The organism is Komagataeibacter xylinus NBRC 15237, from assembly GCF_001571345.1.
Classification (GTDB): Bacteria; Pseudomonadota; Alphaproteobacteria; order Acetobacterales; family Acetobacteraceae; genus Komagataeibacter; species Komagataeibacter xylinus.
The window spans coordinates 101,899-127,458 of the sequence record NZ_BCTP01000001.1; the positions used below are offsets into that span (position 1 = coordinate 101,899).

Sequence of the window (25,560 nt, forward strand, 5' to 3'; positions counted from 1 at the left end):
TGTTTCACCCGGACCGCGGTTCTGGTGGCCACCCGCCTGCCCGCATGGACAGGGCGGGCGACCTCCCGCGTTCCGATAAGAGGCGCGCACCTACCGCTGTTTTGGGGTGGCTGTCAAGTCTTTGTCATGAAATCCGCTGCCGGACAGGTCAAGGGACTCGGGCCCATTATCGACACTGACCCCGCTGACGGCCTTGGGCATGCGCAGATGGCTGTACTGCATCACGTCAAACGGGCGGATCTGCTTGTTGTTGGGCAGTTCGGCCGTGCTCCAGCCGCCACCAAGCGAGCGGATGAGTTCCACCTGCGCCTGCATGTAGCGGGTCTCGACCTGCACCTCGGCAATGCGGGCCTGAAGGGCCGCCACCTGCGCCACCACCACGTCGAGGTAGTTGGTCAGGCCACCGGTGTAGAGCTGCATGGTCATGTTCTGCGTGCGCATGGAGGCCTGCACGGCCTCGGCCTGCTGGCCGGCCTCGATATTGAGGTCATGCGTCATGCTCAGCCCGTCTTCCACGTCCTTGAAGGCATCGAGCACGGTGGCGCGGTACTGGTCCTCCGACTGGCGGTACTGCGACCAGTTGCGTTGCAGTTCCGCGCGCCGCAGGCCCCCCTGGAACAGCGGCAGCACCGCCTGCGCGGCATAATTGTACATGCCGTTGGCGATCTTATCGAGCGTGAAGCCGTTATCCATGAAACCGGCCATCGCGCTGAAGGTCACGTGCGGGTAGAACGCCGCGCGTGAAATGCCGATGGCCCTGTTGGCCGCCGCCATGTGCCGCTCGGCGCTGGCAATGTCGGGCCGCCGCTCCAGCAGCGTCGAGGGAAGCCCCACGGGGGTCTTCACCTTGGGGAAGCTGATCTGTGCGCGCGGCGCGATACGGAAGCTGGAAGGCGCCACGTTGCACAGGATGGCGATGGCATGCTCCATCACCGCGCGATGGGCCTGCAGGTCGGTATCCGCCGCCTGGGTCGAGGCAAGCTGGGTCTGCGCGCGGGCCACGTCGATACCCGCTGCGATCGCGCCCGCCTGCCGCATCTTCGTAATCTGCACGGCGGTCTGGTAGTAGCGGATCGAGTCGAGATAGACAGCGTGCTGCGCGTCCATGCCGCGTAGCTGCATGTAGTCATTGGCCAGCTCGGACTGGATGCTCAGCCGGGCCACGGCAAAATCCGCCGCCGCCGCCTGCGCCAGACGCTGCTGCACCCGCCTGCGGTTACGGATGCCCGACCAGAAATCCGGCTCCCACCGCGCCGTGGCGCTGTACTGCTCGGATGACATGTAGATCGGCCCCGTCGAACCCGCGCCACGCCACAGCCTGTGCGACGACCCCTGATTGTTCGAGGCCTCGCTGCCCCCCGTTATCTGCGGATAGAGGTTGGACTGCGCCTCGGCTGCGATGTCACGCGCCTGGGTGAAGGTTTCCGCATCCGCCTGCAGGTTGGGGTTCATGCGGCTGGCACGGTCCTCGAGGTCATCGAGGGTGGAGTCGTTGAAGACAGTCCACCAGTCTCCGCGCGACGCGCCATCCTGCGGCGTGCCGTACTGCATAAGGCTGTCGCCCTTCCAGTTATCGGGCAGGAGATAATGCTGGTGGCGGTATTTGGGCGCCAGGTCCACGCACCCGGCCAGACTGCCCGCAAGGGCGGCGCATCCGGCCAGGGAAAGCATGCGACGGGACAGGACCTGACGTGACCGGCTACGCGGCGCTGCACTCATTGACGCACTCCCGCGTCACTTGCACTGCTGTCTCCTGCTGGCATGGCCCGCACGTCATCTCCCTTGCCCACGGCGGCCGAGGCCGTGGCGCCCGCATCGTTATAGCCGGGCGTCGACCCGACCAGATAGACCTTCTGGCCTTCGAGCAGCCCCGCGGAAGGGTTGTTCACAATCCTGTCCTGCGGGCCGATGCCTGCAAGAATCTGCACTTTGGTACCCAGGTTCGTCCCCACCGTTACATTGCGCAGGCGGATGCGGTCGTCCTTGTCCACGAGCGCCACCTGCATGCCCTGCGCGCGGAATACGAGCGCGCCTTCAGGCACTATCAGGATATCGGGGTCACCGGGTGCGACAAAGTGTACATTGGCGTAAGAATCCGGCCACAGTTCACGCTTGTCGTTATCAACCACCAGTTCCGTGGTCACGGTGCGGGTGCCCGCGTTGAACGCCTTGGCGGTGGCCAGGAACTTGGCCTTGAACACCCGGCCCGGATACTGCGGCACCGACACGTCACCCTCAAGCTTGGGGCTGATGATATCGGCATAATCCTGCGGCACGGACACGAACACGCGCATGCGGTGCACATCGGCCACGCTGAACAGCTCGGTGGCCGTGCCGCGTGAGGAGACATCACCGCCGCCCGCGTTCACGTAGTCGCCCACATCGGCCAGGCGGGTGGTGACCACGCCATCAAACGGGGCGACAAGCTGCTTGAAGCCGATCAGCGCCGCATAGCGCGAGACCTCGTGGCGGGCGGCCTCCACCTCGGCCTGCCGGGCCTCGGCATCGGCGGCCTGCACGTCCACCTCCTGCTGCGAGACGGCCTGCGTGCCCTGCAGCGCGCGCCAGCGCCTGGCCGTGATCTGGGCCAGGCGGTACCGCGCCATCGCCACGTCAAAATTGGCTTTTGAAGCCGCGTACTGCGCATCAAGGCCCGGCGTGTCGATGGTAGCGAGGATCTCGCCCGCCTTCACTTTGGCGCCGATATCCTTGTACCACATCTGCACGTAACCCGAGACCTGCGCATAGATCGGCGCCTGGTACCATGCCGAGATATTGCCCGGCAGGTCGAGCGTGCGGGTGGTGGGGCCTTTTTCAGCCATGATGACCTGCACGCGCGGGATGGCCGCATCCTGCGCTGCCTCCCTGAGGCTGGAGACATGGATGCGCCGCTCGAGAATGCCCCCGGCAACGATGGCGGCCACAACAACCCCGCCAAGGGTCACGTACAGCCGCCCACGCCTGGACATGCGCGGCGTCTGGTTTTCCCCTGAGGCGGTCATGCGTGCTCTCCTTCGCCTGCGGCGGCTTTCTTGGACTTTCTGGAATGGATCAGCGCAAACACGCACGGCACGAACAAAAGCGTGGCGCAGGTGGCCACCAGCAGGCCGCCCATCACCGCGCGCCCGAGCGGCGCATTCTGTGAATTGCTCAGCGACATGGGCAGCATGCCGATGATCATGGCCGAAGCCGTCATCAGCACCGGACGGATACGCTCGTAGCCCGCCTCGATCGCAGCCTTTACCGCATCGCCATGCAAATCCATCCGCTCACGCGCAAACGAAACGACAAGGATGGAGTTGGCCGTGGCCGTGCCCATGCACATGATCGCCCCCGTCAGCGCCGGAACCGACAGCGCCGTGTGCGTGAGGAACAGCGCCCACGCGATGCCGCCAAGTGCGCCCGGCAGCGCGGTGATGATGATGAACGGATCAAGCCATGACTGGAAGTTGACGACAATGATCAGGTACACCAGCAGGATCGACATCGCGAGGCCGCCGATCAACTGGGTATAGGCGCCGTTCATGGTCGAGGCCTGGCCATAGATTGTCAGGCTCGAGCCCTGCGGCAGTTCCTTGCGGGTTTCATCCACCACGCGCTGGACCTCACGCGAGACCGCGCCAAGGTCCAGCCCCTCGTTCGAGGCATAGATGTTGAACACGGGCATGATGTTGTAGTGCGACACCTCGCCCGGCGTGCCGGTCTGCACGATCTGGCTCAGGCCACCAAGGATCTGGGGCGCCTTGTCGGAAGGGTTGCCATCACCCTTGTCGATGGGAATGGTCTCGAGGTCGTTCATGGTCTGCAGGAACTGCAGCGGCGTCTGGATATCGACCAGATGCGAAACCCCGGTCTTGGGGTCGAGCCAGTAGGTCGGCGCCACCTGCCCGCTGCCCGACAGCACGGCGAGCGCGTTATTGGCCACGTCCGATTCCGTCAGCCCCGTGCCCAGCGCGTAGGTGCGGCGTGCATTGACGCGCAGCGTGGGCGTGTTGAGCGGCTCCTGCACCGACACGTCGGCAATGCCGGTGACGTGGCGCAGCTTCTCGGCCAGCTTCTCGGCAAAATCGAAATTGTCATACAGGTTGCGCCCCGACACCTGCACGTCGAGCGGCGCGGGCAGCCCGAAATTCAGGATCTTGGCGGTCAGGTCGGCAGGCAGGAAGGTAATGTCGGTGCCGGGAAATTTCTCGGCCAGTCCCTTGCGCAGGATGCCACGGAACTTCGCCACCGGCGCTTCCTCGTCCTTCAGCGTCACGGTCAGGTCGCAATCCTGCGCGCCGACGGTGGGCGTGGGAATGAAGGCCTGGTTGAGCGGGCTGAACGGCAGGCCGCAGTTATTGACAATGCCCTCGACCTGGCCGGGCAGCAGGCGCTCGATCTCGCCATTGACCAGCATGGCGATCTTGCCGGCCTCCGCGATCTTGGTGCCCATGGGCGCGCGCATGTGAATGGCCAGCGCGTTGGAATTGATCTCGGGAAAGAAGTCCTGCCCGGCAAACAGCAGCAGCCCCAGCGAGGCGAATGCAGCAATGCCAAAGATCGGCACGAAGCGCCCGCGAATGAGCAGCAGGTGCACGAGCAGCGCCTTGTAGCGGTTGCGGAAGGTGATGAAACGGCGCTCGAAGCCCTGCTGGAAGCGGCCAAAGATGTTGGTCGGCTCGTGGTGGCCGCCCTCCGCCTTGGCCCTGGCGTGGGCTGCGACCTGCGCTGCGAGCATGTATTTGGCCATGGTCGGCACCAGCGTGCGCGACAGGATGAACGACGCGATCATGGCGAAGATGATGGCTTCCGCCATGGGCATGAACAGCCAGCCCGCAACGCCCGTGAGCTGGAACAGCGGCATCCACACGATACAGATGCACAATGTCGAGACGAAGGTGGGAATGACGATCTGGTTGGCGGCGTCGATGATGGCCGTTTCCAGATCCTTCTCCATTTCAAGATGCGCGTCGATGTTCTCGATCATCACCGTCGCATCATCGACCAGAATGCCCACGGCAAGCGCCAGGCCGCCGAGCGTCATGACGTTGATGGTCTGGCCCGCGGCCCCCAGCCCCACGACCGAGCACAGCATGGCCAGCGGGATGGAGGTGGCGATGATCACGGTCGATCGCCACGAGCCGAGGAACAGGAGCACCACAAGGCTGGTCAGCAACGCTGCGGTGCCCATTTCCTGCACCACGTCGCGCACCGCCTCCTTCACGAAGGTCGAGGCATCGCCCAGCACGGTAATATCAACACCGGGCGGCAGCGTGCGCACGATGGAGGGCAGCAGCGCCTTGATCCCGCTCACCACCGACAGCGTCGAGGCATCGCCGCTTTTCATGATCACGATCAGCACCGCCTGGTGGCCCTTGACCAGCACCATGTTGGTCTGGGGCGGGCCGCCTGCGTGCACCCACGCTACATCACGCAGGTAGACGACGGAGTTCCCCTCCTGCTTGATGGGCATGTTGTTGAAGCTGTCGATCTCCTCAGGCGAGGCGTTGGTCTGCACCATCCAGTCAAACGCGCCGATCTGCTGGTCGCCTGCTGGCAGCACGATGTTCTGCTTGCTCAGCGCATTGCCGATATCGGTGGCCGAAAGCCCGTGCGCGAGCAGCTTGTTCTGGTCGAGATCGACCATGATGTTGCCCGGCTGGCCACCATAGGGGTTGGGGATGGCCGCACCTGCCACCGAGACCAGCGCAGGCCGGATCAGGTTGGAGGACATGTCGTAGATCTGCGACGCGGTCATGGAATCCGATGAGACCTGCAACGTCAGCACCGGCACGGACGAGGCATTGTAGGTCAGCACCAACGGCGGCGTCATGCCCGCGGGCATCTGTTTGATGACGGTCTGGGAGACGGCGGTGATCTGCGTCTGCGCCACGGCGGTGTTGGTGCCGGGCTGGAAGAACACCTTGACGATGCCACGCCCGTAATAGGACTGGCTCTCGATATGTTCGATATTGTTGACCGTGGCGGTCAGGGCGCGCTCGTAATAATAGACCACGCGGCCGGACATGTCCTCGGGCATGAGGCCGGTATAGGTCCAGCAGATCGCGACCACGGGAATGTTGATGCTGGGGAAGACATCGGTTGGCGTACGGAGCAGGCCACGGACACCGAACACGACGATGAGAATGGACAGGACAACAAAAGTATACGGCCGCTTGAGCGCGGTAACGACAATACCGTTCATGCGCAGCCTGTTGCCCCCTGCCCTGTCGGCAGGCCCGGCCCCACGGAGCGCGCGCGGGGCGCTCCGGGCCGGGACAGGTGGTGTTCTTGCATCTCTCGTCTCCCCGTCTGTCCATTCGGTGTTAATGGGGGTGCGTCAGGTGGCAAATGAAATTTCAATTTAGTTTCCGGCCTGCACCACACAAAAAGGCGGAAAAATTATGTTCATGGTGACACCGGGCATCCGCTCGTGCACGCGCGTGGGTGTGATGTCGAGCCGCGCATGGTGCAGCGCCACGATGGCCGAGACCAGGCTCAGCCCCAGACCGGATCCGGGAATGTGGCGGCTCTTGTCCGAGCGGTAGAAGCGCCCCGTCACCGCCTTGCGCTCGGCTGCCGGGATGCCGATGCCCGTATCGCTCACCTGCAGCAGGGCGCACTCCCCATCCATGGCGGTATGAATTTCAACCCGGCCGCCACCGGGGGTGAACTTGATGGCGTTGTCCACCAGGTTGGCCAGCACCTCGATCAGGAGGTCGCGGTCGCCCTGCACCTTGATCGGCACCTCACGGGCGGCACAGGCCAGGATGATACCCTTGGTTTCGGCTATGGGTTCATACAGATCGACGATATCGGCCACCAGCGCATCGAGGTCCACCGTGCCGAATCCGGCCCGCCTGCGCCCGTTCTCGATCTCGCCTATGCGCAGCAGCGCGGTGATGATGGCAAAGGACTGGTCAAGGTCATCAATCGTACGGGCGATGACGTTGCGCAGCGCCTCCGCCGAGTGATCGGCATTGAGCGCGCGGTCAAGCCGCGCACGCACACGGGCGAGCGGCGTGCGCAGGTCGTGGGCAATGTCGTTGCCCACGTCGCGTATTTCATCGAGCAGTTGCTCAAGGCGGTCGAGCATGCGGTTGACGCTGCCTGCAAGGCGCTGGAGGTCGTCATTCTGCCTGCCCGCGGGCAGGCGCTCGTGCAGGTCGCCCTCCATGATGCGGTCGATCGCCTCATGCATGACCTTGACGCGCGAGAGCGCGCGGTGGCTGAGGATGATGCCGGTAATGAGCGCGAACAGCACGGTCGGCACGATCGAGACCAGCATGGAATGCCGCATCATCAGCCGCAGTTCGGTGCGCATCTGCCGGCTGCGCCCCAGCACCAGGTAGCGCCCGCCGGGCACGCCCACGGCCACCATGCGCAGCACGGTGGCCGAACTGCCCCCCGTAGCCTCGGGGGCCACGACATGCACGCGCCCGTCGGCCACAAGCCCCGTGGGCCAGCTATGCAGGTCACCCACGATATAATGCTGCCCGGCATCGAACAGGGTGGTGGCGTTCATGATGATGCGCAGGTCATCGGTGGCGCTGTCGCGCACCTGCTGCTCCAGCGCCGCAGGCGTTTCACGCTGCAGGATGCCCGCCTCGCGCAGCAGGAGCAGGTCGGAGCGCTTGGCCTCGAACACGTTGGCCTGGCTGTAGCCAAAAAAGAACTGCAACGCCGCCGAGCCGATCATCGCCGCCACGACCGCCAGCGTGAGGCGGAAGGTGGCGGTGCGGAACAGCTCGTTACGAAACACGCAGCATGAACCCCGCGCCGCGGATGCTCTGGATCAGGGGCGGCCGGCCCGTCTCGTCAATCTTGCGGCGCAGCTTGCCGATATGCACGTCCACGAGGTTGGTCTGGGGAATGAAGCGGTAATCCCACACATCCTCGAGCAGCATGTTGCGCGTAAGCACCTGGTTGGGGCGGCGCATGAGGTATTCAAGCAGCCGGAACTCACGCGGCAGCAGATCGATCAGCATGCCATCGCGCCGCACGGTGCGGGTGATGAGGTCCATCTCCAGCGGGCCCGCGCGCAGCATGGTGTGGCGCGAAGTATCGGGGCGGCGCAGCAGGGCCTCGAGGCGGGCGGCGAGTTCCTCCATGGCGAACGGCTTGGTCAGGTAGTCGTCACCACCCGCCTTGAGCCCGCTCACCCGGTCATCCACCGCCGAAAGGGCGGAGAGCACCAGCACCGGCACATGCACCTGCCGCTCGCGCAGGGTCTCGATCAGCGTCAGGCCATCGAGTTCGGGCAGCATGCGGTCAACGATCATCACATCGAAATGCGCGTTCAGCCCCATCGACAGCCCCGCCGCGCCCGAAAACTCGTGCTGCACCACGAAGTGCCGGCTTTCCAGTTCCTCGATCACTTCCTGCGCAATCTTGCCATCGTCCTCCACCAGCAGCACGCGCGGCGTGGCCTCGGGCCGGGGCACGGTGGGCATGGGGTCGGGCGGCAGGTTTTCAGACGGAACACTCATCACCCCTCCCTTATGCCGCGCGGAGCAAAATACGGCCAATTAAAATCATTTTCAGCGAGAGGCAGCACCCTCATCCCCCCCACTGCGCCGTCATGTCGGCCTGTGCATCAGGGCCAGGGGCATCAGGGCCGGGGGGCGTGGCGGATGAATCGGGGGCGGCCGCATCCTGCGTATCGATATCAAGCTCACGCAACCTGCGGCTGACAAGCCCGGTGCGGCGGCGGGCCTCGTCAATGGAGGAGGACATGGCCGACGCATTGCGGGCCAGTTTTTCCAGCACGCCATCCATGCGCAGCATTTCCTGCCGCGTGGCGCCCAGCAGGCGGGCGATGTCATCGGTGCGGCGTTCAAGCGCAAGCGTGACATAGCCAAGGTGGATGGTACGCAGCATGGCGGGCATCAGCCCCGGCCCCATCACGATCACGCGGTAGGTGCGCCCGATTTCATCAAGCAGGCCCGGAATGCGCGCCACCTCGGCATACAGCCCGTCAGTGGGCAGGTACAGCACCGCGAATTCCACCGTAACGGGCGGGACGATGTATTTGGTGGCAATCTTGCGGGCCTCGATGCGCAGCGTGGTCTCGAGCGCGCGGCGGGCGGCGCGCTCGGCATCGGGGTTGCAGTCCTCCACGGCCTGCAGCAGGCGTTCATACGCCTCGGTGGGAAATTTGGAATCAATGGCCAGCACCGGCGGCACGGTGGCGCGCACCGGCATGCGCACGGCAAACTCAACCACCTCGCGGCTGTCATCGCGCAGGCGGCGGTTGGTGTCGTAGCTGCCCGCGGGCAGCACATCGTCAAGGATGGTGCGCAACTGCGCCTCCCCCCAGCCGCCACGGGTCTTGACGTTGGAGAACAGCCGCTTGAGGTCGCCCACCTGCGCGGTCATGGCCGAGACCTCGCCCATCGCCTTCTGCATCGCGCCGATCTGCTCGAGCACGCGCTGGAAGGAGGTCTGCATCTGCTTTTCCACCGCCTCGTGCAGGCGTTCGTTGACGGCGGCACGCAGTTCATCGCTGTTGCGCCTGCCCTCTTCCGCCATCTCGCGCAGGGATTCCGACTGGGTCACCCGCATCTCGGACAGGTCGCGGCCCATCATGCGGGCAATGCGGTTGAAGGTCTCGGTCAGTTCCTGGTGCCGCTGGTCGAGGCGGTTGGAGAGAGCGCGCTCGATCTCGGCCATGCGGGCGCGCTGGGCCTCATTCTCGGCCATGCGGGCGGCGGTCTCGCGCTCCATCATCACGCATAGCCGCCCGAGCAGTTCCGTGTCCTGCCCGGTTCCCATGAAAGACAGCCTGCGCAGCACGATAAACGACACCAGGCACGATATGACGGCGCACAGCAGGCTGATCCAGATAACGGGCGACGCGGACAGATCAGCCATGATGCACGGACTTCCCATAATAAAGAACAAACCATGACCGTGCCCTGTCATGCGGCTGATGTAAAGTCATCATGTTTTTTTGGAATATCTGGAAACCGATGATATGCACCAACCGAAACGATCGGCATCTCACCTGATTTTCAGGTTCGCGCCGCGCCAAAACCCACTAGCGTGCCCCTGGCATGCCGCCACCCCGCCCGTTTGCGGCACATAAAACCGACCCGACCCCAAGGACCCGCGTCATCATGCCCAAGCCAACGCCGACCTGCCCGCAGGGCCAGCCCGCGCGCGGCAGATCCCTGTTCACCAGCCTGTACGCGCAGGTGATCATCGCGGTGGTGGCAGGCATTGCGCTGGGGCATTTCTGCCCGCATGCGGCGGTCACCCTCAAACCGCTAGGCGATGGCTTCATCCGTCTGGTCAAGATGGTGATCCCGCCGGTGATCTTCCTCACCGTGGTGACGGGGGTTGCCGGCCTGTCCGACCTTGGGCAGGCAGGCAGGCTTGCGGGCAAGGCGATGGTCTATTTCCTTACCTTCTCCTCACTTGCGCTGGTTGTGGGCATGATCGTGGCCAACGTGGTGCAGCCGGGCGCGCATATCCACGCAAACCCCGCAACGCTCGATGCGCACGCGGTGGCGGCCTACACGGCAAGGGCGCAGTCGCATTCGTTCAGCGATTTCCTGCTCAACATCATCCCCGATACGGTGGTCAGCGCCTTTGTGTCGGGCGACATATTGCAGGTGCTGCTCGTTGCCATCCTGTTCAGCATCAGCCTCTCGCGCATGGGCAGCAGGGGCCAGGCCATCCTGGCCCCGCTCAAGCAGTTGACGCAGCTCGTGTTTGGCGTGGTGCGGCTGGTCATGTACGCAGCCCCCATCGGGGCGCTGGGCGCCATGGCCTTCACCATCGGGCGCTTTGGCATTGGCGCGGTGCTGCACCTTTTCTTTCTGGTGGCCACGTTCTATGCCACCTCCGCCCTGTTCGTGCTGGTCATTCTGGGGGCCGTGGCGCGGTGGAACGGGTTTCGCATCCTGCCGCTGCTGCGCTACCTGCGCGAGGAACTGCTGATCGTGCTGGGCACGAGTTCATCTGAATCCGCCCTGCCCACCCTCATGACCCGGCTGGAAAACGCAGGCTGCGCCCCCTCCGTAGTCGGGCTTGTGGTGCCGATGGGCTATTCCTTCAATCTTGATGGCACCAACATCTACATGTCGCTCTCGGCCCTGTTCATTGCCCAGGCGACCGACGTGCACCTGGGGCTGGGCCAGCAGCTCAGCCTGCTGCTCGTGGCCATGATCAGTTCCAAGGGGGCGGCAGGCGTTACGGGCGCCGGGTTCGTCACCCTTGCGGCCACACTTGCGGTGGTGCCGGACGTGCCGGTGGCGGGCATGGGGCTGATCCTGGGCATTGACCGCTTCATGTCCGAATGCCGGTCGCTGACCAACATCATCGGCAACGCGGTGGCCACCATCGTGCTGGCCCGATGGGAGGGCGCGCTCGACACGCAGCGCCTTGCCGCCGCCCTGTCAGGACGGATCAGCGATGCACAGGCCGATACACCCGTCCTTGCCGCCAACGGGCAGCCCCGGCCCACCATTCACTAACACCCTGCTTTTCCTTCCGGCCCTCTATTTGCGTCCATAGGTTTCACACCATGCCTGTTTTCAAGCCCCAGACCGGCGCACTCACCACCGCGCAGAGAATACGAAGCATTGTTGCGGGTTCATCGGGCAATCTGATCGAATATTACGACTGGTACGTCTATGCGGCATTTTCCATGTATTTTGCCCATTCGTTCTTCCCGCCCGGCAACCCGACGAGCGAGCTGCTGCGCAGTGCTGCGGTGTTTGCCATCGGCTTCCTCATGCGCCCGGTGGGCGGGTGGCTGATGGGGCTGATGGCCGACCGGCATGGCAGGCGGGCGGCGCTGAGCGTGTCGATCATCGCCATGTGCGCGGGTTCGCTCGCCATTGCCCTGTGCCCGACCTATGAGCAGATCGGGCTGGCGGCCCCCTCCGTGCTGCTGTTCGCCCGCCTGTTGCAGGGGCTGAGCCTTGGCGGGGAATATGGCGCGAGTGCCACCTATCTTTCCGAAATCGCGCCCCCGGCCCAGCGCGGGTTTTATGCCAGCTTCCAGTATGTGACACTGGTAATGGGGCAGTTGCTCGCACTCGTGGTGCTGCTTGCGCTGCAATTCGTGCTGCTCAGCCCCGCACAGCTTGGCGCATGGGGCTGGCGGGTGCCGTTTGGCATTGGCGCGCTGCTTGCGCTGTCCATCCTGTGGTTTCGCCGCGGCATGGCCGAGAGCGAGCAGTTCAGCGCCGCGACAAAAGACAGGAACACGCATGGCGGCCTGCGCGTGCTGCTCCAGCACCCGCGTGAGGTGCTTGGCGTGTGTGGCCTGACGCTGGGCGGCACGGTGGCGTTCTATACCTTCACCATCTACATGCAGAAATATCTGGTCAACACCGCGGGGCTGGCCAAGGAGCAGTCCACACTGGTCTCGACCGCATCGCTGTTCGTGTTCGCGCTGATCCAGCCCGCCTTTGGCGCGCTGTCCGACCGGGTGGGCCGCAGGCGGCTGCTGCTGTCCTTTGGCGTGATCGGCTGCCTGGGCACCGTGCCGCTCATGCAGGCCATTTCCACCGTGCGCTCGCCGCTCGCAGCCTTCGCCCTGGTCACGGCGGCACTGATCGGCATTTCGGGCTATACGTCAATCAACGCGGTGGTGAAGGCCGAACTCTTTCCCACCCGGGTGCGCGCGCTTGGCGTGGCACTCCCCTATGCGCTGACCGTATCGGTGTTTGGCGGCACGGCGGAATATGTGGCGCTGTGGTTCAAGCAGATCGGGCATGAGGGGCTGTTCTACTGGTATGTGACCGGCTGCATCGCCTGCTCGCTGCTGACCGTGCTGTTCGTGCTGCCCGGCCATGACCGCATCACGCCAGAAGCCTGAAATCAAAGATAAAAGTTTTTGGGTGCCGCCTTTGTTCAAAAAGGCGGCTTTCTTCTGAAGCTTTTTGAAAAAAGCTTCACCAAAAACTTTTCCTTATGTTCTCAATGCACATGCATCAGGTTGCGCAGGAAGCCGGGCAGCAGCATGGCATAGGGGTTCACATGCACCGCCGGGTTGCCCATCGGCCCGGTCACCTGATAGGTGGCCGACACCACGCCGCCATTCTTCTCCGGGCTGAACAGCCAGCCCAGCAGGCCCGGCAGATGGCCGGGGGCGGCATTGACCGCAAAGGCGGGGATGATGGTGCCGTCCAGATTGAGCGTCTTCTTCTCCAGATCCACATCACCTGACACCGTGGCGCCAAGGGAGGCGTTGCTGACCAGCCCGTCGGAAATGTGGATGTCGCCTTCATCCATCTTCACCGGCGCGTTGAGCTGCTCGATCTGCATGCCCGGCGCATGCGGCGCGCGCAGCCAGCCATAGATCGAGGCGTTATTGGCCAGCCTGACAACAGCAGGCACGTTGCGCAGCTTGAACGGCCCCATATGCACCGTACCCGAGAAGGGGGCCGTGGCTACGCTGTCATCGAACTGACCGGTGATGTCGGTCACGCCGCCCTGCATCTCGTCAGTCACCTTCATGTCATGCAGCAGGTCGCCCAGGCTTGCCACATGCACGTCGAGCAGGCGGGCATTGCCCTGCTGGGTCAGGTGCGCCTGGGCGGGCACCGGGCCTTCCACCGTCAATATGCCACGGGTCAGGCGCACGCCATTGGTTTCAAGGTGGCTGTGCACGTTGGTCAGCGTATCGGTGGGGCCGTAATACAGGGTGTGGGCATCCACGTTCAGATCCCACCGGCGGCCCGGCGGGCCATTGACACGCCCGGTCGCCATTTCGGGCATGTGGTAGCCGCCGCTCCCGCCCTGATGGGCGGCCACCTTTTTCGCCGCCGTGTCATCAGGCGCGGTCTGGAACGAGACCAGCGGCGAGAGGTCAAGCACCTTCGCCGCCACGTTCACGCCAATGGGGTCGCTCTCGCGCTGCGGCAGCAGCACCGAGGCATTGCCCATCGAGCGCCCGATGCGGAAGCCGCGCAGCACCAGCCGGCGCGTCACCCCGCCCGCGGTCTCGGCATGGCCATCAATCAGCAGGTCGGGGCCGACGGCGCGCATGTTCTCGATGCCTGCAATCTGCCCGTGGTCGAGGTCCAGTTCAACCGAGGCATTGGCCTCCTGCCCCACCTTCTTGGACCAGATGGGAATGGCCAGCGCCGCGCGATCAAGGTCGAGATCGATATTCACCTGCGCCTTGCCACCCACATACCGGTCGTAATCCACATCAAGCAGGGCGCTGCCCGAGAAATGCTCGCCCATCTCGAATCCGGCCCGCTTCACCCCTTCTGGCGTGACATGGCCCTGCAGGCTCGCACTTTCCACCGCGTGCACCATCGGCCCGCTGCGGAAGTCCATGGTGTAGATCACGCTTGAGGGAATGCCCGCCAGCACGCCCGTGCCCTGCAAAAGCAGGCCCTTGGTGGTGGCGTCGATGCCAAGGCTGCCATTATCGAGCGGGCGCCCCACCACCACGTTGCCCAGATGCACCTGCGCCAGGTCGGTATGGCTGCGCAGGTCGATCTGCTCAAGGCGCACATGCGCATCAAGCGGCAGGGCTATGTGCAGCGACACGTTGGCCCGCCCTGACGGATGCGTGAACGACATGGGGTGGCGCGAGAGCACGTTGAGCCGGGGCTCGGCCAGCAGTGCGAGCACATCGCGCGCATTGCCCAGCAGGGTCACGTTGATGTCGCCTACCTGCACCTTCTCGTTCAGGCCGGTAATGCGCATGGAGCCGGGTCCAACCTCGATCCGTCCGGTGCCCGTGGCATCGACATGCCGCCCCGCGAGATCGACAAGCTGATAGGCATGGCCGAAATGGATCATGATCTGATCCGGGCCATCAAAGGTCAGGTGGGCATCCATGTCGTGCAGCGGCGGGATGGGGCTGAGCCAGTGCAGTTCCATCGCGTCGGCATCGATCGTGCCGCCAAGCGAGGCAAGGTCCAGCCCGCCCCAGCCCTTGTGGCTGGCCAAGCCCATATTGACCTGCAACTGCCGCACATGGCCATGCGGTATGTTTTCGGTCACCCACCGGCGCGCGCCCTTCATGGCGCGCGGCGGCCAGAAATCGGCCAGCGTTTCAAACTCCAGCGCCCGCGCATGCGCGCCTACGTCAAGCTGGACACGGGCCGGGTTGAGCAGCGATACAGCACTGAGTGCCGCCGTGGCGTTCAGCGTAGGGCCGCTGCCATCATCATCGGCATGGCCCGGCGCGCGCAGGTGCAGCTCAAGGTTGCGCAGCGCCACCTTCAGCGGGCCATCAAACGGCGCGTTGGCCGGTCCCGGCCCCAGCGTGCCAGCGAGGTCGGCCGTCCCCTCGCCCACCAGGAACTGCCCGGCCTTGCGCGTGGTGACCTGGCCATTGCCCGCATCAAGATGCAGCGTGAAATCACGCGGCATGAGGAAACCCTGATCCTGCCCCCCATCGCGGAAAGCAACCTGCAACCGGCCGCCCACCGGCAGGTCGAGCGGGGCGACTTCCTTCTGCCCCGGCGCAAAGGCCGCCGGGCTGATGGGGTCGAGCACCAGGCTCCAGTCCACATGGCGGGGACCGGCATGGATGCCCTGCCCGTGCAGCACCAGCCGCTCGCCATTGCCTTCCAGCCCGAGGCGGATATCGCCTTCCACCCCTTTCTGCCCGGTATCGTTCACCACTTTCAGCCGGGCATCCGCCTCGCCCAGCCGCCAGTTGCGCCCGGTCATGCGATCGGTGAACTGCACATGCGTATCCGACACCACGGCCTGGCGCAGCGCGTTCATGTCGAGGGGAGATTTCTCTTCGGGCTTGTGCGAGGGGTAGGGCGTGTCAGGCCCGAGGTCGAGGCCGATCTTGCCCTCACGGCTGCGCGCAAGCTGCAGCCGCCCATGCGAGGCCGAGAGTTCAAGAATGCGCACGATGCCATGCGCCAGCGCCGGGGTATCGAGCGTGATGCGGCCCCGGCGCAGCGTATCGGCCACGTGGCCATCGCGGCGCGCGATGCGCACATCCTCCACCCAGATCACGAACGGCGCGCGCAGCCCCTCATGCATCGCATTCCAGCCCAGCCGCACATGGGCTGCCGACAGGCTGCCAATAATATCCTCATGCCTGAGCCCATGCGCCACGGGCAGCGGCATGAACAGGCGCACCACCGGCGTAACCTCAAGCGGGCCAGCCGAAAGGCGCATGGTCAGCACCAGCAAAAGCACGGCAGGCAGCGTAATGCACAGCAGTACCAGCCACACCACCACGCGGCCCGCGGCCAGCACCGCGCGCCGCACGCGGCTCGGGCGTTGCGGCATGCCACCGGGCGGCGGCGAGGCTTGACCTGCCTGCGTCATGCCGTCCACGCTACGCGCCCGCGCCAATATGCGTGCATTCCCAGTCTCTTGCCGGACATTTCTCCATGGATCAGCCCATTCCGCCCCTGCCCGCGCCACATTCCTCGTGGCAGGAATGCACATGGCCCGAACCCGCCGACCCGCGCGCCGCGCGTATCCTGCGCGAGAACCTGCATGACGCCTGCGCACGCGCTGGGCTGCCCGACCTTACGGCCATACCGGGCATCATGCCCATGCTCGATGCGCTGGGGGGCAACAGCCCCTACCTGTCCGACCTGGCGCTGCGCGATACTGAAGCCTTCGCGGCCCTTGTGCATGAAGGGGCGGATGCCTGCGTGCAGCGCATCCTCGCAACACTCGACGCCCTGCCACCTGATACGGCCCGCGCCGACATCATGGCCGAACTGCGCGAGGCCAAGCGGCAGGCGGCTCTGGCCATAGCGCTGGCTGATATCGGGGGCGCATGGTCGCTCGAGCAGGTAACCCTGGCACTGAGCGAACTGGCCGAGAACGCGCTGAACGCGGCACTCAGGCATCTGCTGCTCCAGGCGCACGAGACCGGACGCCTGCGCCTGCGTTACCCCGAAACCCCGTGCCGGGGCAGCGGCTTCGTGGTTCTGGCAATGGGGAAGCTGGGCGCGCGGGAACTGAACTACTCCTCGGACATAGACCTGATCATTCTGTACGACCCGGACCGTCACCCCGACAATGGGGAACTGCGACATACCTTTGTGCGCATGACTAGCGATCTTGTCACGCTTATGGAAGCGCGTGATGCAAATGGTTACGTTTTCCGCATGGACCTGCGGCTGCGGCCCGACCCGAGCGCAACGCCCGCCGCCGTGTCGTTTCCCGCCGCCATACAGTATTACGAGAGCATGGGCCGCACATGGGAGCGCGCGGCCATGACCAAGGCGCGACCCGTGGCGGGCGACATCACGGCGGGGCGCCGTTTCCTCAAGAGCATTCATCCGTTCATCTGGCGCCGCCACCTGGATTTCGCGGTAATTGATGACCTGCATGACATGAAAGCCCGCATCGACCGCCACCGTAACGCAGGCCACGCCAACCTGGACAGCCTGCGCGCGGAAGATATCCGCAATCCCGACACCGCCATGCGCTGGCTGCTCGGCCAGAATGTCAAACTCGGACAGGGCGGCATTCGCGAGGTGGAATTCGTAGCCCAGGCGCTGCAGCTCGTATGGGGCGGCAGAAGGCCCGAACTGCGCGACCCCACCACGCTTGGCGCGCTGCGCAGGCTGCGCCGGGCGGGGCTGCTGGCGCGTGAGCAATCCGCAATACTGGCCCGCAACTACCGCATGCTGCGCCAGGCCGAGCACCGGCTGCAGATGCGCCTCGACCACCAGACCCACAGCCTGCCCGACGCGGCGGACGGATTCGCGCGCTTCGCCACCTTCATGAACATGGGACCGCCCGATGAACTGGCCAGCAACCTGCTCGCGGTCATGCAGCGCTCGCGGCGCATTTTCGACCAGCAGTTTGCCGAAAGCGGGCCAGAAGACATCACCATCGCCCCCGAGGATGCCGATGCCGCCGACCGCCTGCGCGCGCACGGCTTCCCTGCGCCCGACATCAATGACGCGCTGGCCATTCTCAACCGGTGGGAGGGCAACCGCCTGCGCGCCCTGCGCTCGGACCGCGCGCGCAAGCTGCTGCGCCGCCTCCTGCCCGGGCTGCTGGCCGAGATTGGCCGCCGCCAGCAGCCGCTGGCCGTTCTGCGCCGCTTTGATGCGCTGCTGGAGCGGCAGTGGGCGGGGGTGCAGTTCCTGTCGCTGCTTGAGCGCAACCCCGCCCTGATCCACCGCATCGTGACCGTGCTGGACTGCGCCCCCTTCCTGGCTGACCACCTGGCCGAGACCCCCTCCGCGCTTGATGGCCTGCTCGACATGGATGGCGGCCCCGGCGCCATCAGCACGGTGACAGTGCTGGCGCGGCGGCAGGTGGCGGCGGCGCAGTCGGCCGAGCAGGTGCTGCCGGTGCTGCGCGGGCTGGTCTGTGGCGAGGAGTTCCGCCTGTCGGTCGCCCGCCTTGAACATCGCATGAGCGAGGACCGCGCTGCCCGCGCCCGCACCGCCATGGCCGAGACGGTCATGCGCGGCCTGCTGCGCGTGGTCAGCGCCGAGCACCGCCAGCGCCACGGCACCGTGCCCGGCGGCGCGGTGGCGGTGGTGGCATTCGGCAAGGTGGGCTCGCGCGAGATGATGCCCGGCTCGGACCTTGACCTGATGGTGGTGTTCGACCACCCCGAGGATGTGAGCGAGAGCGTGGTCACCCCCGGCGATGGCCCGCGCGCGCGCGCCCTTTCGGCTGGCACCTATTACGTGCGGCTGGCGCATGCCTTTGTCGCGGCGCTGACGGCACCGGGGCGCGAAGGCCCGCTCTATGAGGTGGACATGCGGCTGCGGCCCTCGGGCTCGAAGGGGCCGGTGGCTGTCTCGCTCTCCGCCTTCCGCCGCTACCATGCCGAATCCGCCTGGACATGGGAGCGCATGGCACTGACCCGCGCGCGCGTGGTGGCAGGCGCGCCCGTGCTCGCGGTCCCGCTGCGGGCCGCCATTGCCACGGCGCTCGACCACGCGCCGCGCACCGCGCAGGCCCGCGCGCAGGTGCTCCATGACGTGCGCCACATGCGCGAACGCCTGGCGCGCGAACGCCCCGCCTCGAGCCCGTGGGACATCAAGCGCCGCCGGGGCGGGCTGATGGATGTGGAATTCGTGGCCCAAGGGCTGCAACTCGTGGCCCCCTCGCCCGCCTGCCGCAGCCAGTCCACCCGCACCGCACTCCTGCGGCTGGCGCAGGCAGGCCAGATCAGCAAAGCCGATGCGCGCCTGCTGCGCCGGGCCGATCTGTTCTGGCGCGCCCTGCAGGGGCTGATCCGCATCATCTGCGGCCATGACGTGCCCGACACCATAGCACCGGCAAGCCTCGAGATCCTGACCGGCGAGGTCGGCGCCGCCGATGCGGCCGGGCTGTTCGCCCGCATGGACCGCATGGCCAATGATGTCACAGCCGTGTTCGACCGGCTGATTGCGCTCACGGATGCGCCCGATGGCGGCGAAGAAGGACATGGCAGAGGTTCCCCCGCCGCCCCAGGCGTTGCATGATTGCCCCCGTTTCAACCCCGCCGGGGCCAGCGCGTGACGTGGCCCCCGCACCCGGAGCAGCAAGGCAGGTCATGAGCAAGGCTTCCATTCCGTTTCCCGAACCCGGCAGCGCCGTCCCCGATTTTGACATGCCCGCAAGCGGTGGCCGCACGGTCAGCCTCAACGGCGAGAAGGGTCATCCCTTCGTGCTGTATTTCTACCCCAAGGCCAATACGTCGGGCTGCACCAAGGAGGCCTGCGAATTCGAGGCCGCCCTGGCTGACCTGCAGAAAGATGGCGTGAGCGTGATCGGCGTCTCGCGCGACGGCATGCCCGCCATCGAGAAATTCGCAGCCGACCATGCCCTTACTTTCCCGCTCGCCTCCGACGCGGATGGCAGCGTGACCGAGGCCTATGGCGTGTGGGTGGAAAAATCGATGTATGGCCGCAAATACATGGGCATCGAACGCGCGACCTTCTTTGTCGATGCCACCGGCCACCTTGTGCAGGCCTGGCGCAAGGTCAAGGTCACGAACCATGTGGCTACCGTGCGCAAGGCCATTACGGCCCTGACGCTACAGGCTGGCGCACGCACTCAGTAATACGGGCGCGGCGGCCCATACGGAGCATAGAACGCACCCGGTGGCGGCGGCGGCGGCGGCGCGTAATAGGCGACCGGCGGGGGTGGCGGCGGCGGGCGGTAATAGACCGGCGGCGGAGGGGGTGGTGGCGGACCATAGGCATCGACCATGGCGCCCCCAACGACACCGCCCACAAGGCCACCCACCAGCCCGCCTACAAACGCATCGCCCGCGCCACGCCCGTGAGCCTGGGCCTGCGGCGCTGCCATCGCCATCCCGGCAATGAGGGTCAGCCCCGCTGCAATACGCCCCATGTTCTTCATGACCTGTATCCTGATCCTGTCCTGTTCTGGCAGGGCACGCGGCCCCGCCTGAACCCCTTAGACAGGGTGGAAATGGCGATTTACGGGCAGGCCATGCCCTTTTCATGCCATAAACCGGACCGGGCCGTTACGGATGGGCGGCGCGCAGTTCCTTCAGCCCGGACGGGATCTGGAACACGCCCGCATCCTGCGTGGCGTGGTTGACCGATGTCGCCTCGACCATGACCTTGCCATCGCGGATGACCTCGAGCATCACGCCATCATCGGTGTAGCAGATCTCGCTGGCGCGCTGGTCGGTATCCTGCGTCTGCCACAGGGCACAGGGCAGGCCCGCCACTTTCGAGACACCCGTGCGCAGCCACGTGCCCTGCGCGCGTTGGCCCATCTGCACATTGGCCGCACCCGGGGCGGGAATGATGGTCTTGATCTTCTGGTCGGCGTTCACCACCGTCAGCGTGCCTGCGCGGTAGTCGGTAATCATGTAGGTGGTGGCATTGGCGGGATCGACGCGCTGCATCATGCGGCTGGCCGACCACCGCATGCGCTGGCTCATGGTCTGGCTCGTGTCGTGCGGGGGGTAGATGGTGTAGGTCACGTCCACATCGCCCTGCGGGGTGACATAGGGCGATGAAGGCTCATCGGCGGCCCGCGCGGCACCGCCCGCGCCCGCAACGATCAGGCAGGCAAGCAGGGCGGCCCGGCCCAGGGCTGGGGTAATCCGTGTCACGTCATGCAATCCTTGAAAAAAACGGGCAGGCCGGTCAGCCGCCCTTGTTGTCCCTGGCGGCAGGCGTGCCGGGTGGCGGGGGCGGCTCGACCTTGCGGTACCCTTCGGGCGGCTGGAACATGCTGTCGGGTATGGGGCCATAGACCACTTTCGTCGCCTCCAGCCGGCCTTTCAGCCCGTCGCCATCCACCCCGATCTCCTGCAGCACCACACCATCATCGGTCACGCAGGCGGTGGCGTTGCCCTGGTCGGTCGTGACATCCCACTGCGTGCAGGCCACGCCCGCCACGCTCGACGCGCCCTTGCGGGCAAACGTCATGGACAGGTCAAGCAGGAAGGGGTTGCGGATGCCGTAGCGGGCATCAAGCTGGCTGTACACCTTCTGCGGGTTGATGATGATGGTGACCTGGCGGCTCATGCGGTTGAGAATCGTCTCGCCCATGCCCTGCGGGCTGTCGATTCGCATCAGCCCGCCATTATAGGCAAACCATGTGCGGATGGGCTTGGGCTCGGGCACGCCATCGGGCTGCACGTTATAGTCCACCTGCACATCACGGGTGGGGGTAAGCGGCGGATGCACGCCCGCACCGTCCTGCGCCCGTGCGGCGCACAGACCCGTGGCGGACAGCGCGGCCGCCACAAGCGCCACCCTGCCCGGCAGCCACATGCGCCTCATCATCGCGCGCCGCGCCGGGCGGGCCGTTGCATGCTTCATCACATATCCCCTTTCATCTGCGCAGACGGAAGCCCGCATGCACCGCCCCTGTCAACCGCCTGCCCCATCGGCCCCGCCACGCAGGGCCAGCAGGGCAGCGTGCAGCCGCGCGCCCTCATCGTTGCCCACCCATGCAGCCTGCCCCGCGACCGCGCGGCCAAGCTGGCGCATGTAGTCATCGGCCGGGATCTCGACACCGCCAAACCCGGCCAGATGCGCCGTGCCAAACTGCGTATCGAGCAACGTGAAGCCACCAAGACGCAGCCGGGCGACCAGATGCACCAGCGCCACCTTCGAGGCATCACGCACGCGGCTGAACATGCTCTCGCCAAAAAATGCCTGCCCGATCACCACGCCATACAGGCCGCCCACCAGGCGACCCTCATGGCGCACCTCAACGCTATGGGCATGGCCCATGGCATGAAGCTGGCAGAACAGGGTGCGGATGCGCGGGTTGATCCATGTATTCTCGCGCCCCGGCGCGGGCTCCGCGCAGCCATCCATCACGGCGGGAAAGTCATGGTCGGTCGTGACCCCGAAACGCTGCGACAGCACGGTGCGCATGAGCCTGCGCGGCGCATGGAAGCCGCCATCAAGCGGCAGGATGCCCCGCATTTCGGGGTAGAACCATTCCAGATCATCGGAACGGGCATCGGGCGCCATGGGGAACAGCCCTGCCCTGTAGGCGCGCAGCATAAGGTCCGGCGTGATGGGAACCGTCTCTTGACCCGTCATGTTCTTAGGATAACCCTTTCGCACGCAATCATGGGCATGATCGCCCCCGCATGCACCCATCTGGCAGGAGAAACCACCCCCATGTCCGACACCCGTCCCCGCCTTCTGCTGACCCAGCGCCAGACCCTTCCCGTAATGCAGCGTATTGAACAGAGTTTTAACATATCCGGCGTGCCGGAGCATAAACTCACAACGCGCGAACTGCTTGAGGGTGCCCGCGCTTTCCAGCCGCAGGCGATCCTGATTTCCACCAGCCTGCCGCTGCGCCATGATGACGTGCTCCAGTTGCCCGACTGCGTGAAAATCGTGGCCACCGTCAGCGTTGGCACCGACCATCTTGACATTGCAGCCCTGCACGCGCGCGGCATCATCGTGACCAACACGCCCGACGTGCTGACCGACTGCAATGCCGACATGGCCATGCTGCTCATGCTTGCCGCAGCCCGCAGGGCGGCGGAATACACCACGCTGATGCGCCAGGGCTGGGGGCGCGGGCTGGCGATGGACGAGATGCTGGGCACGCGCATCAGCGGCAAGCGGCTGGGCATTGTGGGCATGGGGCGCATTGGCCGCGCCGTGGCAAGGCGCGCGCGCGGGTTTGACATGCAGGTGATGTATTCCAACCGCCGCCGCCTGCCCGCCGACCAGGAGGAAGGAGCCACCTATTTCAGCACCGTGACCGACATGCTGCCGCATTGCGACATACTGAGCCTGCACCTGCCTGCATCACCGGAAACGGATGGCATGATCAATGCCGACCTGCTTGGCCGCCTGCCCAAAGGCGCCATTTTCATCAATGCCGCCCGTGGCGCGCTGGTTGATGAGGATGCGCTGATCGCGGCGCTGAAAAGCGGGCAGCTTGCGGCTGCCGGGCTGGATGTGTATCGCAACGAACCCAACCCCGATCCGCGCTTTCTCGAACTGCCCAACGTATTCCTCACCCCGCATGTGGGCAGCGCCACCACCGAGACGCGCAGCGACATGGGCATGCTCGCCCTCGATAACGTGGAGGCCGTGCTGAACGGACGCGGGGCCCTGACCCCGGTCAAGAACTGACCGCCCCCTTTACGGAGACGCAGGCATGGGCATTGCCGGTATTTTTGTCATCTTCACGCTGCTCGCCATCGGGCTGGACCTGCTTGTCCCCCGCTACGGGGGCATACTGGGCACGCTGGTGAAGTTCTATCTGGGCTTCATGCTGGTGGCGACGTGCATTGAACTGCGCAACGCCTTCCGCCCCGCCGGGGCCAAAGAGGGCAACGCCGGCTCGGAGACGGCCTGAAACACGCTTTGAAAACAGACGTTTCTGGTGAAGCTTTTTTCAAAAAGCTTCACCAGAAACATTTATCTCAGGCTTCGCGCGCCTGGCTTGCGGCATGAGCCTTGAGGTCGGCTGCGGTGCGGCGCACTTCCGGCCCGTATTCGCGCTCAAGCCTGCGGATGGTGAAATGCGCCTGCGCCACCGCGCGGTAATGCGACAGGAACGCAGCGTTGAGCGAGGCCCCGCACAGGGCACCGGCCACCGGCATCATCTGCAACGCGAATTTGCGCGACAGGCCCAGCCCGTAATGGGTAGCGACCTCGCTGACCAGCATCACAACCGGGCGGCCACGCAGCATGGCGCGGGCGGAGAAATAGCCCAGCTCGCTTTCCTCTGCCGGGCCTTTTTTTGCACCAAACGGGAAGGCCCGCAGCGCAAAGACTTCAAGGCAGGCCACGCGCGAGGCTTCGGTGGAAAGATCTTCGCCATTCTCACGCGCAATGCGGGCAATCTCGCGCATGATGGCCATGGTGGTGAAGCCTACATCCGCCACCAGCCCCGGCAGGCCGGTAAAGCCGCCCACGGCGCCGGACACGGTCACTGCGGCCTTGAGCGCGGGGTCGCGCCACGTACCACCGGCGCTGGCCTCGGCCGAGACATCATGCGGGCGGTCCATGCCCACCACCGCAAGGTCGAACGCGCGGCGGATGGCCGCCTCCGCCGTGGCCTGCAACTTGGCCTGCAGCGTGGGGGCCAGCCCCAGCGTGCGCATGCCCAGCATGGCCGCCTGCCCCACGGCGCCGCCCATGAGGTCGGCCAGGCGCACGAGCACGCCCCGCCCGGTCTCGACACGTTCCAGCGCCTGCTGGAGTTCAGTGATACACGCGCTGTCCAGCGTCAGCGGTGCCAGTTCGTTTGCGGAACCTGCACTCATTACAATGCCCTTCGCCTGATCTATCGTACCGCGCGCCAGCCTGCGGGCCACGCCATGGCGGCGCGGCCCCACATGGCCAGCCGCAACGCCCATGCGGCAATTGCCACCGTTTCAGCACCATGATGGCATTCTTGCAACGGGCATGAGCATGCCCGCAGCCATGAAACGCGGGCACAGCCTAGCTGTTCCAGCCCCCCATGCGGCACAGATGCGCCCAGTGCGCATCCGATACCGGCACGACGGAAAGGCGCGACTGCCGCACCAGGGCCAGGTCGGCCAGCGCCGGATCGGCCTTGATTCCGGCCAGCGTCACGGGGGTGGGCATGGGGCCGATGGCACGCACGTCCACGCACACCCACCGGCCATCTTCCGCCGTGGGGTCGGGATAGGCCGCGCGCACGACTTCAACCACGCCCACGATCTCGCGGCCCACGTTGGAGTGATAGAAGAACGCCCTGTCACCCACCTGCATGGTGGCGAGGTTCTTCCTTGCCTGATGGTTACGCACGCCGGTCCAGGGTTCAGTGCCGTTTTCCACCTGCTCGGCCCATGAAAACGCATCCGGCTCGGACTTGATCAGCCAGTAGGCCATGACCGTTTTCTACTCCACCCGCAGCCCATCACGAAAAACTGAACGGAACGGACGGATCACCACGCTCTCGAACAGGTCCACCTTCGCATACGGGTCGGCAGCCGCGAATCCTTCCGCCGCCGCGCGGTCGGCCACGTCCACCACCAGCAGGCTGCCGCAGGGGCGGTTTTCCGCGTCCAGCAGCGGGCCGCCCTGCACCAGGTGCTGCCTGTGCTGCTCAAGGTAGGCAAGGTGTTGCTCACGGGTTGCCTTGCGGGTTTCAAGCCCGGTGGGCCTGTCGGTGCAGATGATGGCAAACAGCATGTTTTATCCTCCTGTGGGCCTGCTGTCTCACGAT

General features: G+C 65.5%; 20 protein-coding genes. 6 read left to right on the forward strand and 14 right to left on the reverse strand.

The features are described from left to right. Positions 1-90: 90 nt before the first annotated feature. The 6 genes from GXY01S_RS00485 to GXY01S_RS00510 all read right to left on the reverse strand — a co-directional run bounded on the left by GXY01S_RS00485 (position 91) and on the right by GXY01S_RS00510 (position 9,855). Entirely contained in the window at positions 91-1,719 is a 1,629-nt protein-coding gene (locus GXY01S_RS00485; RefSeq protein WP_061271410.1) for an efflux transporter outer membrane subunit, read from the reverse strand. Then, positions 1,716-3,002, reverse strand: a complete 1,287-nt coding sequence (locus tag GXY01S_RS00490) for an efflux RND transporter periplasmic adaptor subunit (protein ID WP_061271412.1) — start codon at positions 3,000-3,002, stop codon at positions 1,716-1,718. Before GXY01S_RS00490 ends, GXY01S_RS00485 begins: the two co-directional genes overlap by 4 nt. Beyond that, the gene (locus tag GXY01S_RS00495) at positions 2,999-6,187 is read right to left on the reverse strand and encodes an efflux RND transporter permease subunit (RefSeq protein ID WP_061271414.1); all 3,189 of its coding nucleotides are present in this window, start codon (positions 6,185-6,187) and stop codon (positions 2,999-3,001) included. Before GXY01S_RS00495 ends, GXY01S_RS00490 begins: the two co-directional genes overlap by 4 nt. Positions 6,188-6,346: 159 nt before the next feature. Next, entirely contained in the window at positions 6,347-7,744 is a 1,398-nt protein-coding gene (locus GXY01S_RS00500; RefSeq protein WP_061271416.1) for a sensor histidine kinase, read from the reverse strand. After that, the gene (locus GXY01S_RS00505; protein WP_061271418.1) at positions 7,734-8,471 is read right to left on the reverse strand and encodes a response regulator transcription factor; all 738 of its coding nucleotides are present in this window, start codon (positions 8,469-8,471) and stop codon (positions 7,734-7,736) included. The genes GXY01S_RS00500 and GXY01S_RS00505 overlap by 11 nt, the downstream gene beginning before the upstream one ends. A 70-nt stretch (positions 8,472-8,541) precedes the next feature. Further along, complete coding sequence (locus tag GXY01S_RS00510) at positions 8,542-9,855, reverse strand: DNA recombination protein RmuC (RefSeq protein WP_061271500.1); 1,314 nt, start codon at positions 9,853-9,855, stop codon at positions 8,542-8,544. Positions 9,856-10,100: 245 nt separating this feature from the next. Between GXY01S_RS00510 and dctA the strand changes: the two genes are divergently transcribed. Further along, a complete protein-coding gene (gene dctA, locus GXY01S_RS00515; protein ID WP_061271420.1) occupies positions 10,101-11,462 on the forward strand; it encodes a C4-dicarboxylate transporter DctA in 1,362 nt (453 codons plus the stop codon). 50 nt (positions 11,463-11,512) lie between these two features. Continuing rightward, a complete protein-coding gene (locus GXY01S_RS00520; RefSeq protein ID WP_061271423.1) occupies positions 11,513-12,814 on the forward strand; it encodes an MFS transporter in 1,302 nt (433 codons plus the stop codon). Between the two features lie 101 nt (positions 12,815-12,915). Here the strand turns inward: GXY01S_RS00520 and GXY01S_RS00525 are convergent, their stop codons facing one another. Next, positions 12,916-16,251 (reverse strand): AsmA-like C-terminal region-containing protein, encoded by a 3,336-nt coding sequence (locus GXY01S_RS00525; RefSeq protein ID WP_061271425.1) that lies wholly within the window; start codon positions 16,249-16,251, stop codon positions 12,916-12,918. Positions 16,252-16,316: 65 nt separating this feature from the next. On the opposite strand from GXY01S_RS00525, the gene GXY01S_RS00530 reads away from it, so the two are divergent. Both GXY01S_RS00530 and GXY01S_RS00535 read left to right on the forward strand, forming a co-directional pair. Beyond that, positions 16,317-19,376, forward strand: a complete 3,060-nt coding sequence (locus GXY01S_RS00530; RefSeq protein WP_061271427.1) for a bifunctional [glutamine synthetase] adenylyltransferase/[glutamine synthetase]-adenylyl-L-tyrosine phosphorylase — start codon at positions 16,317-16,319, stop codon at positions 19,374-19,376. A 71-nt stretch (positions 19,377-19,447) separates the two neighbouring features. Then, a complete protein-coding gene (locus GXY01S_RS00535) occupies positions 19,448-19,957 on the forward strand; it encodes a peroxiredoxin (RefSeq protein WP_061271429.1) in 510 nt (169 codons plus the stop codon). Here the strand turns inward: GXY01S_RS00535 and GXY01S_RS00540 are convergent. The 4 genes from GXY01S_RS00540 to aat form a co-directional block, all read right to left on the reverse strand. Further along, positions 19,951-20,259, reverse strand: a complete 309-nt coding sequence (locus GXY01S_RS00540; RefSeq protein ID WP_061271431.1) for a hypothetical protein — start codon at positions 20,257-20,259, stop codon at positions 19,951-19,953. The genes GXY01S_RS00535 and GXY01S_RS00540 overlap by 7 nt on opposite strands. 127 nt (positions 20,260-20,386) lie before the next feature. Further along, a complete protein-coding gene (locus GXY01S_RS00545; RefSeq protein WP_061271433.1) occupies positions 20,387-20,986 on the reverse strand; it encodes a DUF4412 domain-containing protein in 600 nt (199 codons plus the stop codon). Between the two features lie 34 nt (positions 20,987-21,020). Continuing rightward, positions 21,021-21,653, reverse strand: a complete 633-nt coding sequence (locus GXY01S_RS00550; protein WP_242501388.1) for a DUF4412 domain-containing protein — start codon at positions 21,651-21,653, stop codon at positions 21,021-21,023. A gap of 99 nt (positions 21,654-21,752) precedes the next feature. Then, a complete protein-coding gene (gene aat, locus GXY01S_RS00555; RefSeq protein WP_061271437.1) occupies positions 21,753-22,436 on the reverse strand; it encodes a leucyl/phenylalanyl-tRNA--protein transferase in 684 nt (227 codons plus the stop codon). A gap of 81 nt (positions 22,437-22,517) precedes the next feature. On the opposite strand from aat, the gene GXY01S_RS00560 reads away from it, so the two are divergent. Further along, complete coding sequence (locus tag GXY01S_RS00560) at positions 22,518-23,492, forward strand: 2-hydroxyacid dehydrogenase (RefSeq protein ID WP_061271501.1); 975 nt, start codon at positions 22,518-22,520, stop codon at positions 23,490-23,492. Positions 23,493-23,517: 25 nt separating this feature from the next. Further along, positions 23,518-23,718, forward strand: a complete 201-nt coding sequence (locus tag GXY01S_RS00565; protein WP_061271439.1) for a hypothetical protein — start codon at positions 23,518-23,520, stop codon at positions 23,716-23,718. Between the two features lie 67 nt (positions 23,719-23,785). Here GXY01S_RS00565 and GXY01S_RS00570 read toward each other — a convergent pair whose 3' ends face one another. The 3 genes from GXY01S_RS00570 to GXY01S_RS00580 all read right to left on the reverse strand — a co-directional run bounded on the left by GXY01S_RS00570 (position 23,786) and on the right by GXY01S_RS00580 (position 25,526). Beyond that, the gene (locus tag GXY01S_RS00570) at positions 23,786-24,631 is read right to left on the reverse strand and encodes an EcsC family protein (protein WP_061271502.1); all 846 of its coding nucleotides are present in this window, start codon (positions 24,629-24,631) and stop codon (positions 23,786-23,788) included. 178 nt (positions 24,632-24,809) lie between these two features. Beyond that, positions 24,810-25,223 (reverse strand): EVE domain-containing protein, encoded by a 414-nt coding sequence (locus tag GXY01S_RS00575; protein WP_061271440.1) that lies wholly within the window; start codon positions 25,221-25,223, stop codon positions 24,810-24,812. A gap of 9 nt (positions 25,224-25,232) precedes the next feature. Next, on the reverse strand, positions 25,233-25,526 hold the full coding sequence (locus GXY01S_RS00580) for a YciI family protein (protein ID WP_061271443.1): 294 nt from the start codon (positions 25,524-25,526) through the stop codon (positions 25,233-25,235). Between the last annotated feature and the right edge of the window lie 34 nt (positions 25,527-25,560).

What these genes read in the sequence shown, in the direction of transcription:
- GXY01S_RS00485 (WP_061271410.1), bottom strand. Translation starts at nt 1,719, where the DNA reads ATGAGTGCAGCGCCGCGTAGCCGGTCACGTCAGGTCCTGTCCCGTCGC.
- GXY01S_RS00490 (WP_061271412.1), bottom strand. Translation starts at nt 3,002, where the DNA reads ATGACCGCCTCAGGGGAAAACCAGACGCCGCGCATGTCCAGGCGTGGG.
- GXY01S_RS00495 (WP_061271414.1), bottom strand. Translation starts at nt 6,187, where the DNA reads ATGAACGGTATTGTCGTTACCGCGCTCAAGCGGCCGTATACTTTTGTT.
- GXY01S_RS00505 (WP_061271418.1), bottom strand. Translation starts at nt 8,471, where the DNA reads ATGAGTGTTCCGTCTGAAAACCTGCCGCCCGACCCCATGCCCACCGTG.
- GXY01S_RS00510 (WP_061271500.1), bottom strand. Translation starts at nt 9,855, where the DNA reads ATGGCTGATCTGTCCGCGTCGCCCGTTATCTGGATCAGCCTGCTGTGC.
- dctA (WP_061271420.1), top strand. Translation starts at nt 10,101, where the DNA reads ATGCCCAAGCCAACGCCGACCTGCCCGCAGGGCCAGCCCGCGCGCGGC.
- GXY01S_RS00520 (WP_061271423.1), top strand. Translation starts at nt 11,513, where the DNA reads ATGCCTGTTTTCAAGCCCCAGACCGGCGCACTCACCACCGCGCAGAGA.
- GXY01S_RS00525 (WP_061271425.1), bottom strand. Translation starts at nt 16,251, where the DNA reads ATGACGCAGGCAGGTCAAGCCTCGCCGCCGCCCGGTGGCATGCCGCAA.
- GXY01S_RS00530 (WP_061271427.1), top strand. Translation starts at nt 16,317, where the DNA reads ATGGATCAGCCCATTCCGCCCCTGCCCGCGCCACATTCCTCGTGGCAG.
- GXY01S_RS00535 (WP_061271429.1), top strand. Translation starts at nt 19,448, where the DNA reads ATGAGCAAGGCTTCCATTCCGTTTCCCGAACCCGGCAGCGCCGTCCCC.
- GXY01S_RS00540 (WP_061271431.1), bottom strand. Translation starts at nt 20,259, where the DNA reads ATGAAGAACATGGGGCGTATTGCAGCGGGGCTGACCCTCATTGCCGGG.
- GXY01S_RS00550 (WP_242501388.1), bottom strand. Translation starts at nt 21,653, where the DNA reads ATGTGGCTGCCGGGCAGGGTGGCGCTTGTGGCGGCCGCGCTGTCCGCC.
- aat (WP_061271437.1), bottom strand. Translation starts at nt 22,436, where the DNA reads ATGACGGGTCAAGAGACGGTTCCCATCACGCCGGACCTTATGCTGCGC.
- GXY01S_RS00560 (WP_061271501.1), top strand. Translation starts at nt 22,518, where the DNA reads ATGTCCGACACCCGTCCCCGCCTTCTGCTGACCCAGCGCCAGACCCTT.
- GXY01S_RS00565 (WP_061271439.1), top strand. Translation starts at nt 23,518, where the DNA reads ATGGGCATTGCCGGTATTTTTGTCATCTTCACGCTGCTCGCCATCGGG.
- GXY01S_RS00570 (WP_061271502.1), bottom strand. Translation starts at nt 24,631, where the DNA reads ATGAGTGCAGGTTCCGCAAACGAACTGGCACCGCTGACGCTGGACAGC.
- GXY01S_RS00575 (WP_061271440.1), bottom strand. Translation starts at nt 25,223, where the DNA reads ATGGCCTACTGGCTGATCAAGTCCGAGCCGGATGCGTTTTCATGGGCC.
- GXY01S_RS00580 (WP_061271443.1), bottom strand. Translation starts at nt 25,526, where the DNA reads ATGCTGTTTGCCATCATCTGCACCGACAGGCCCACCGGGCTTGAAACC.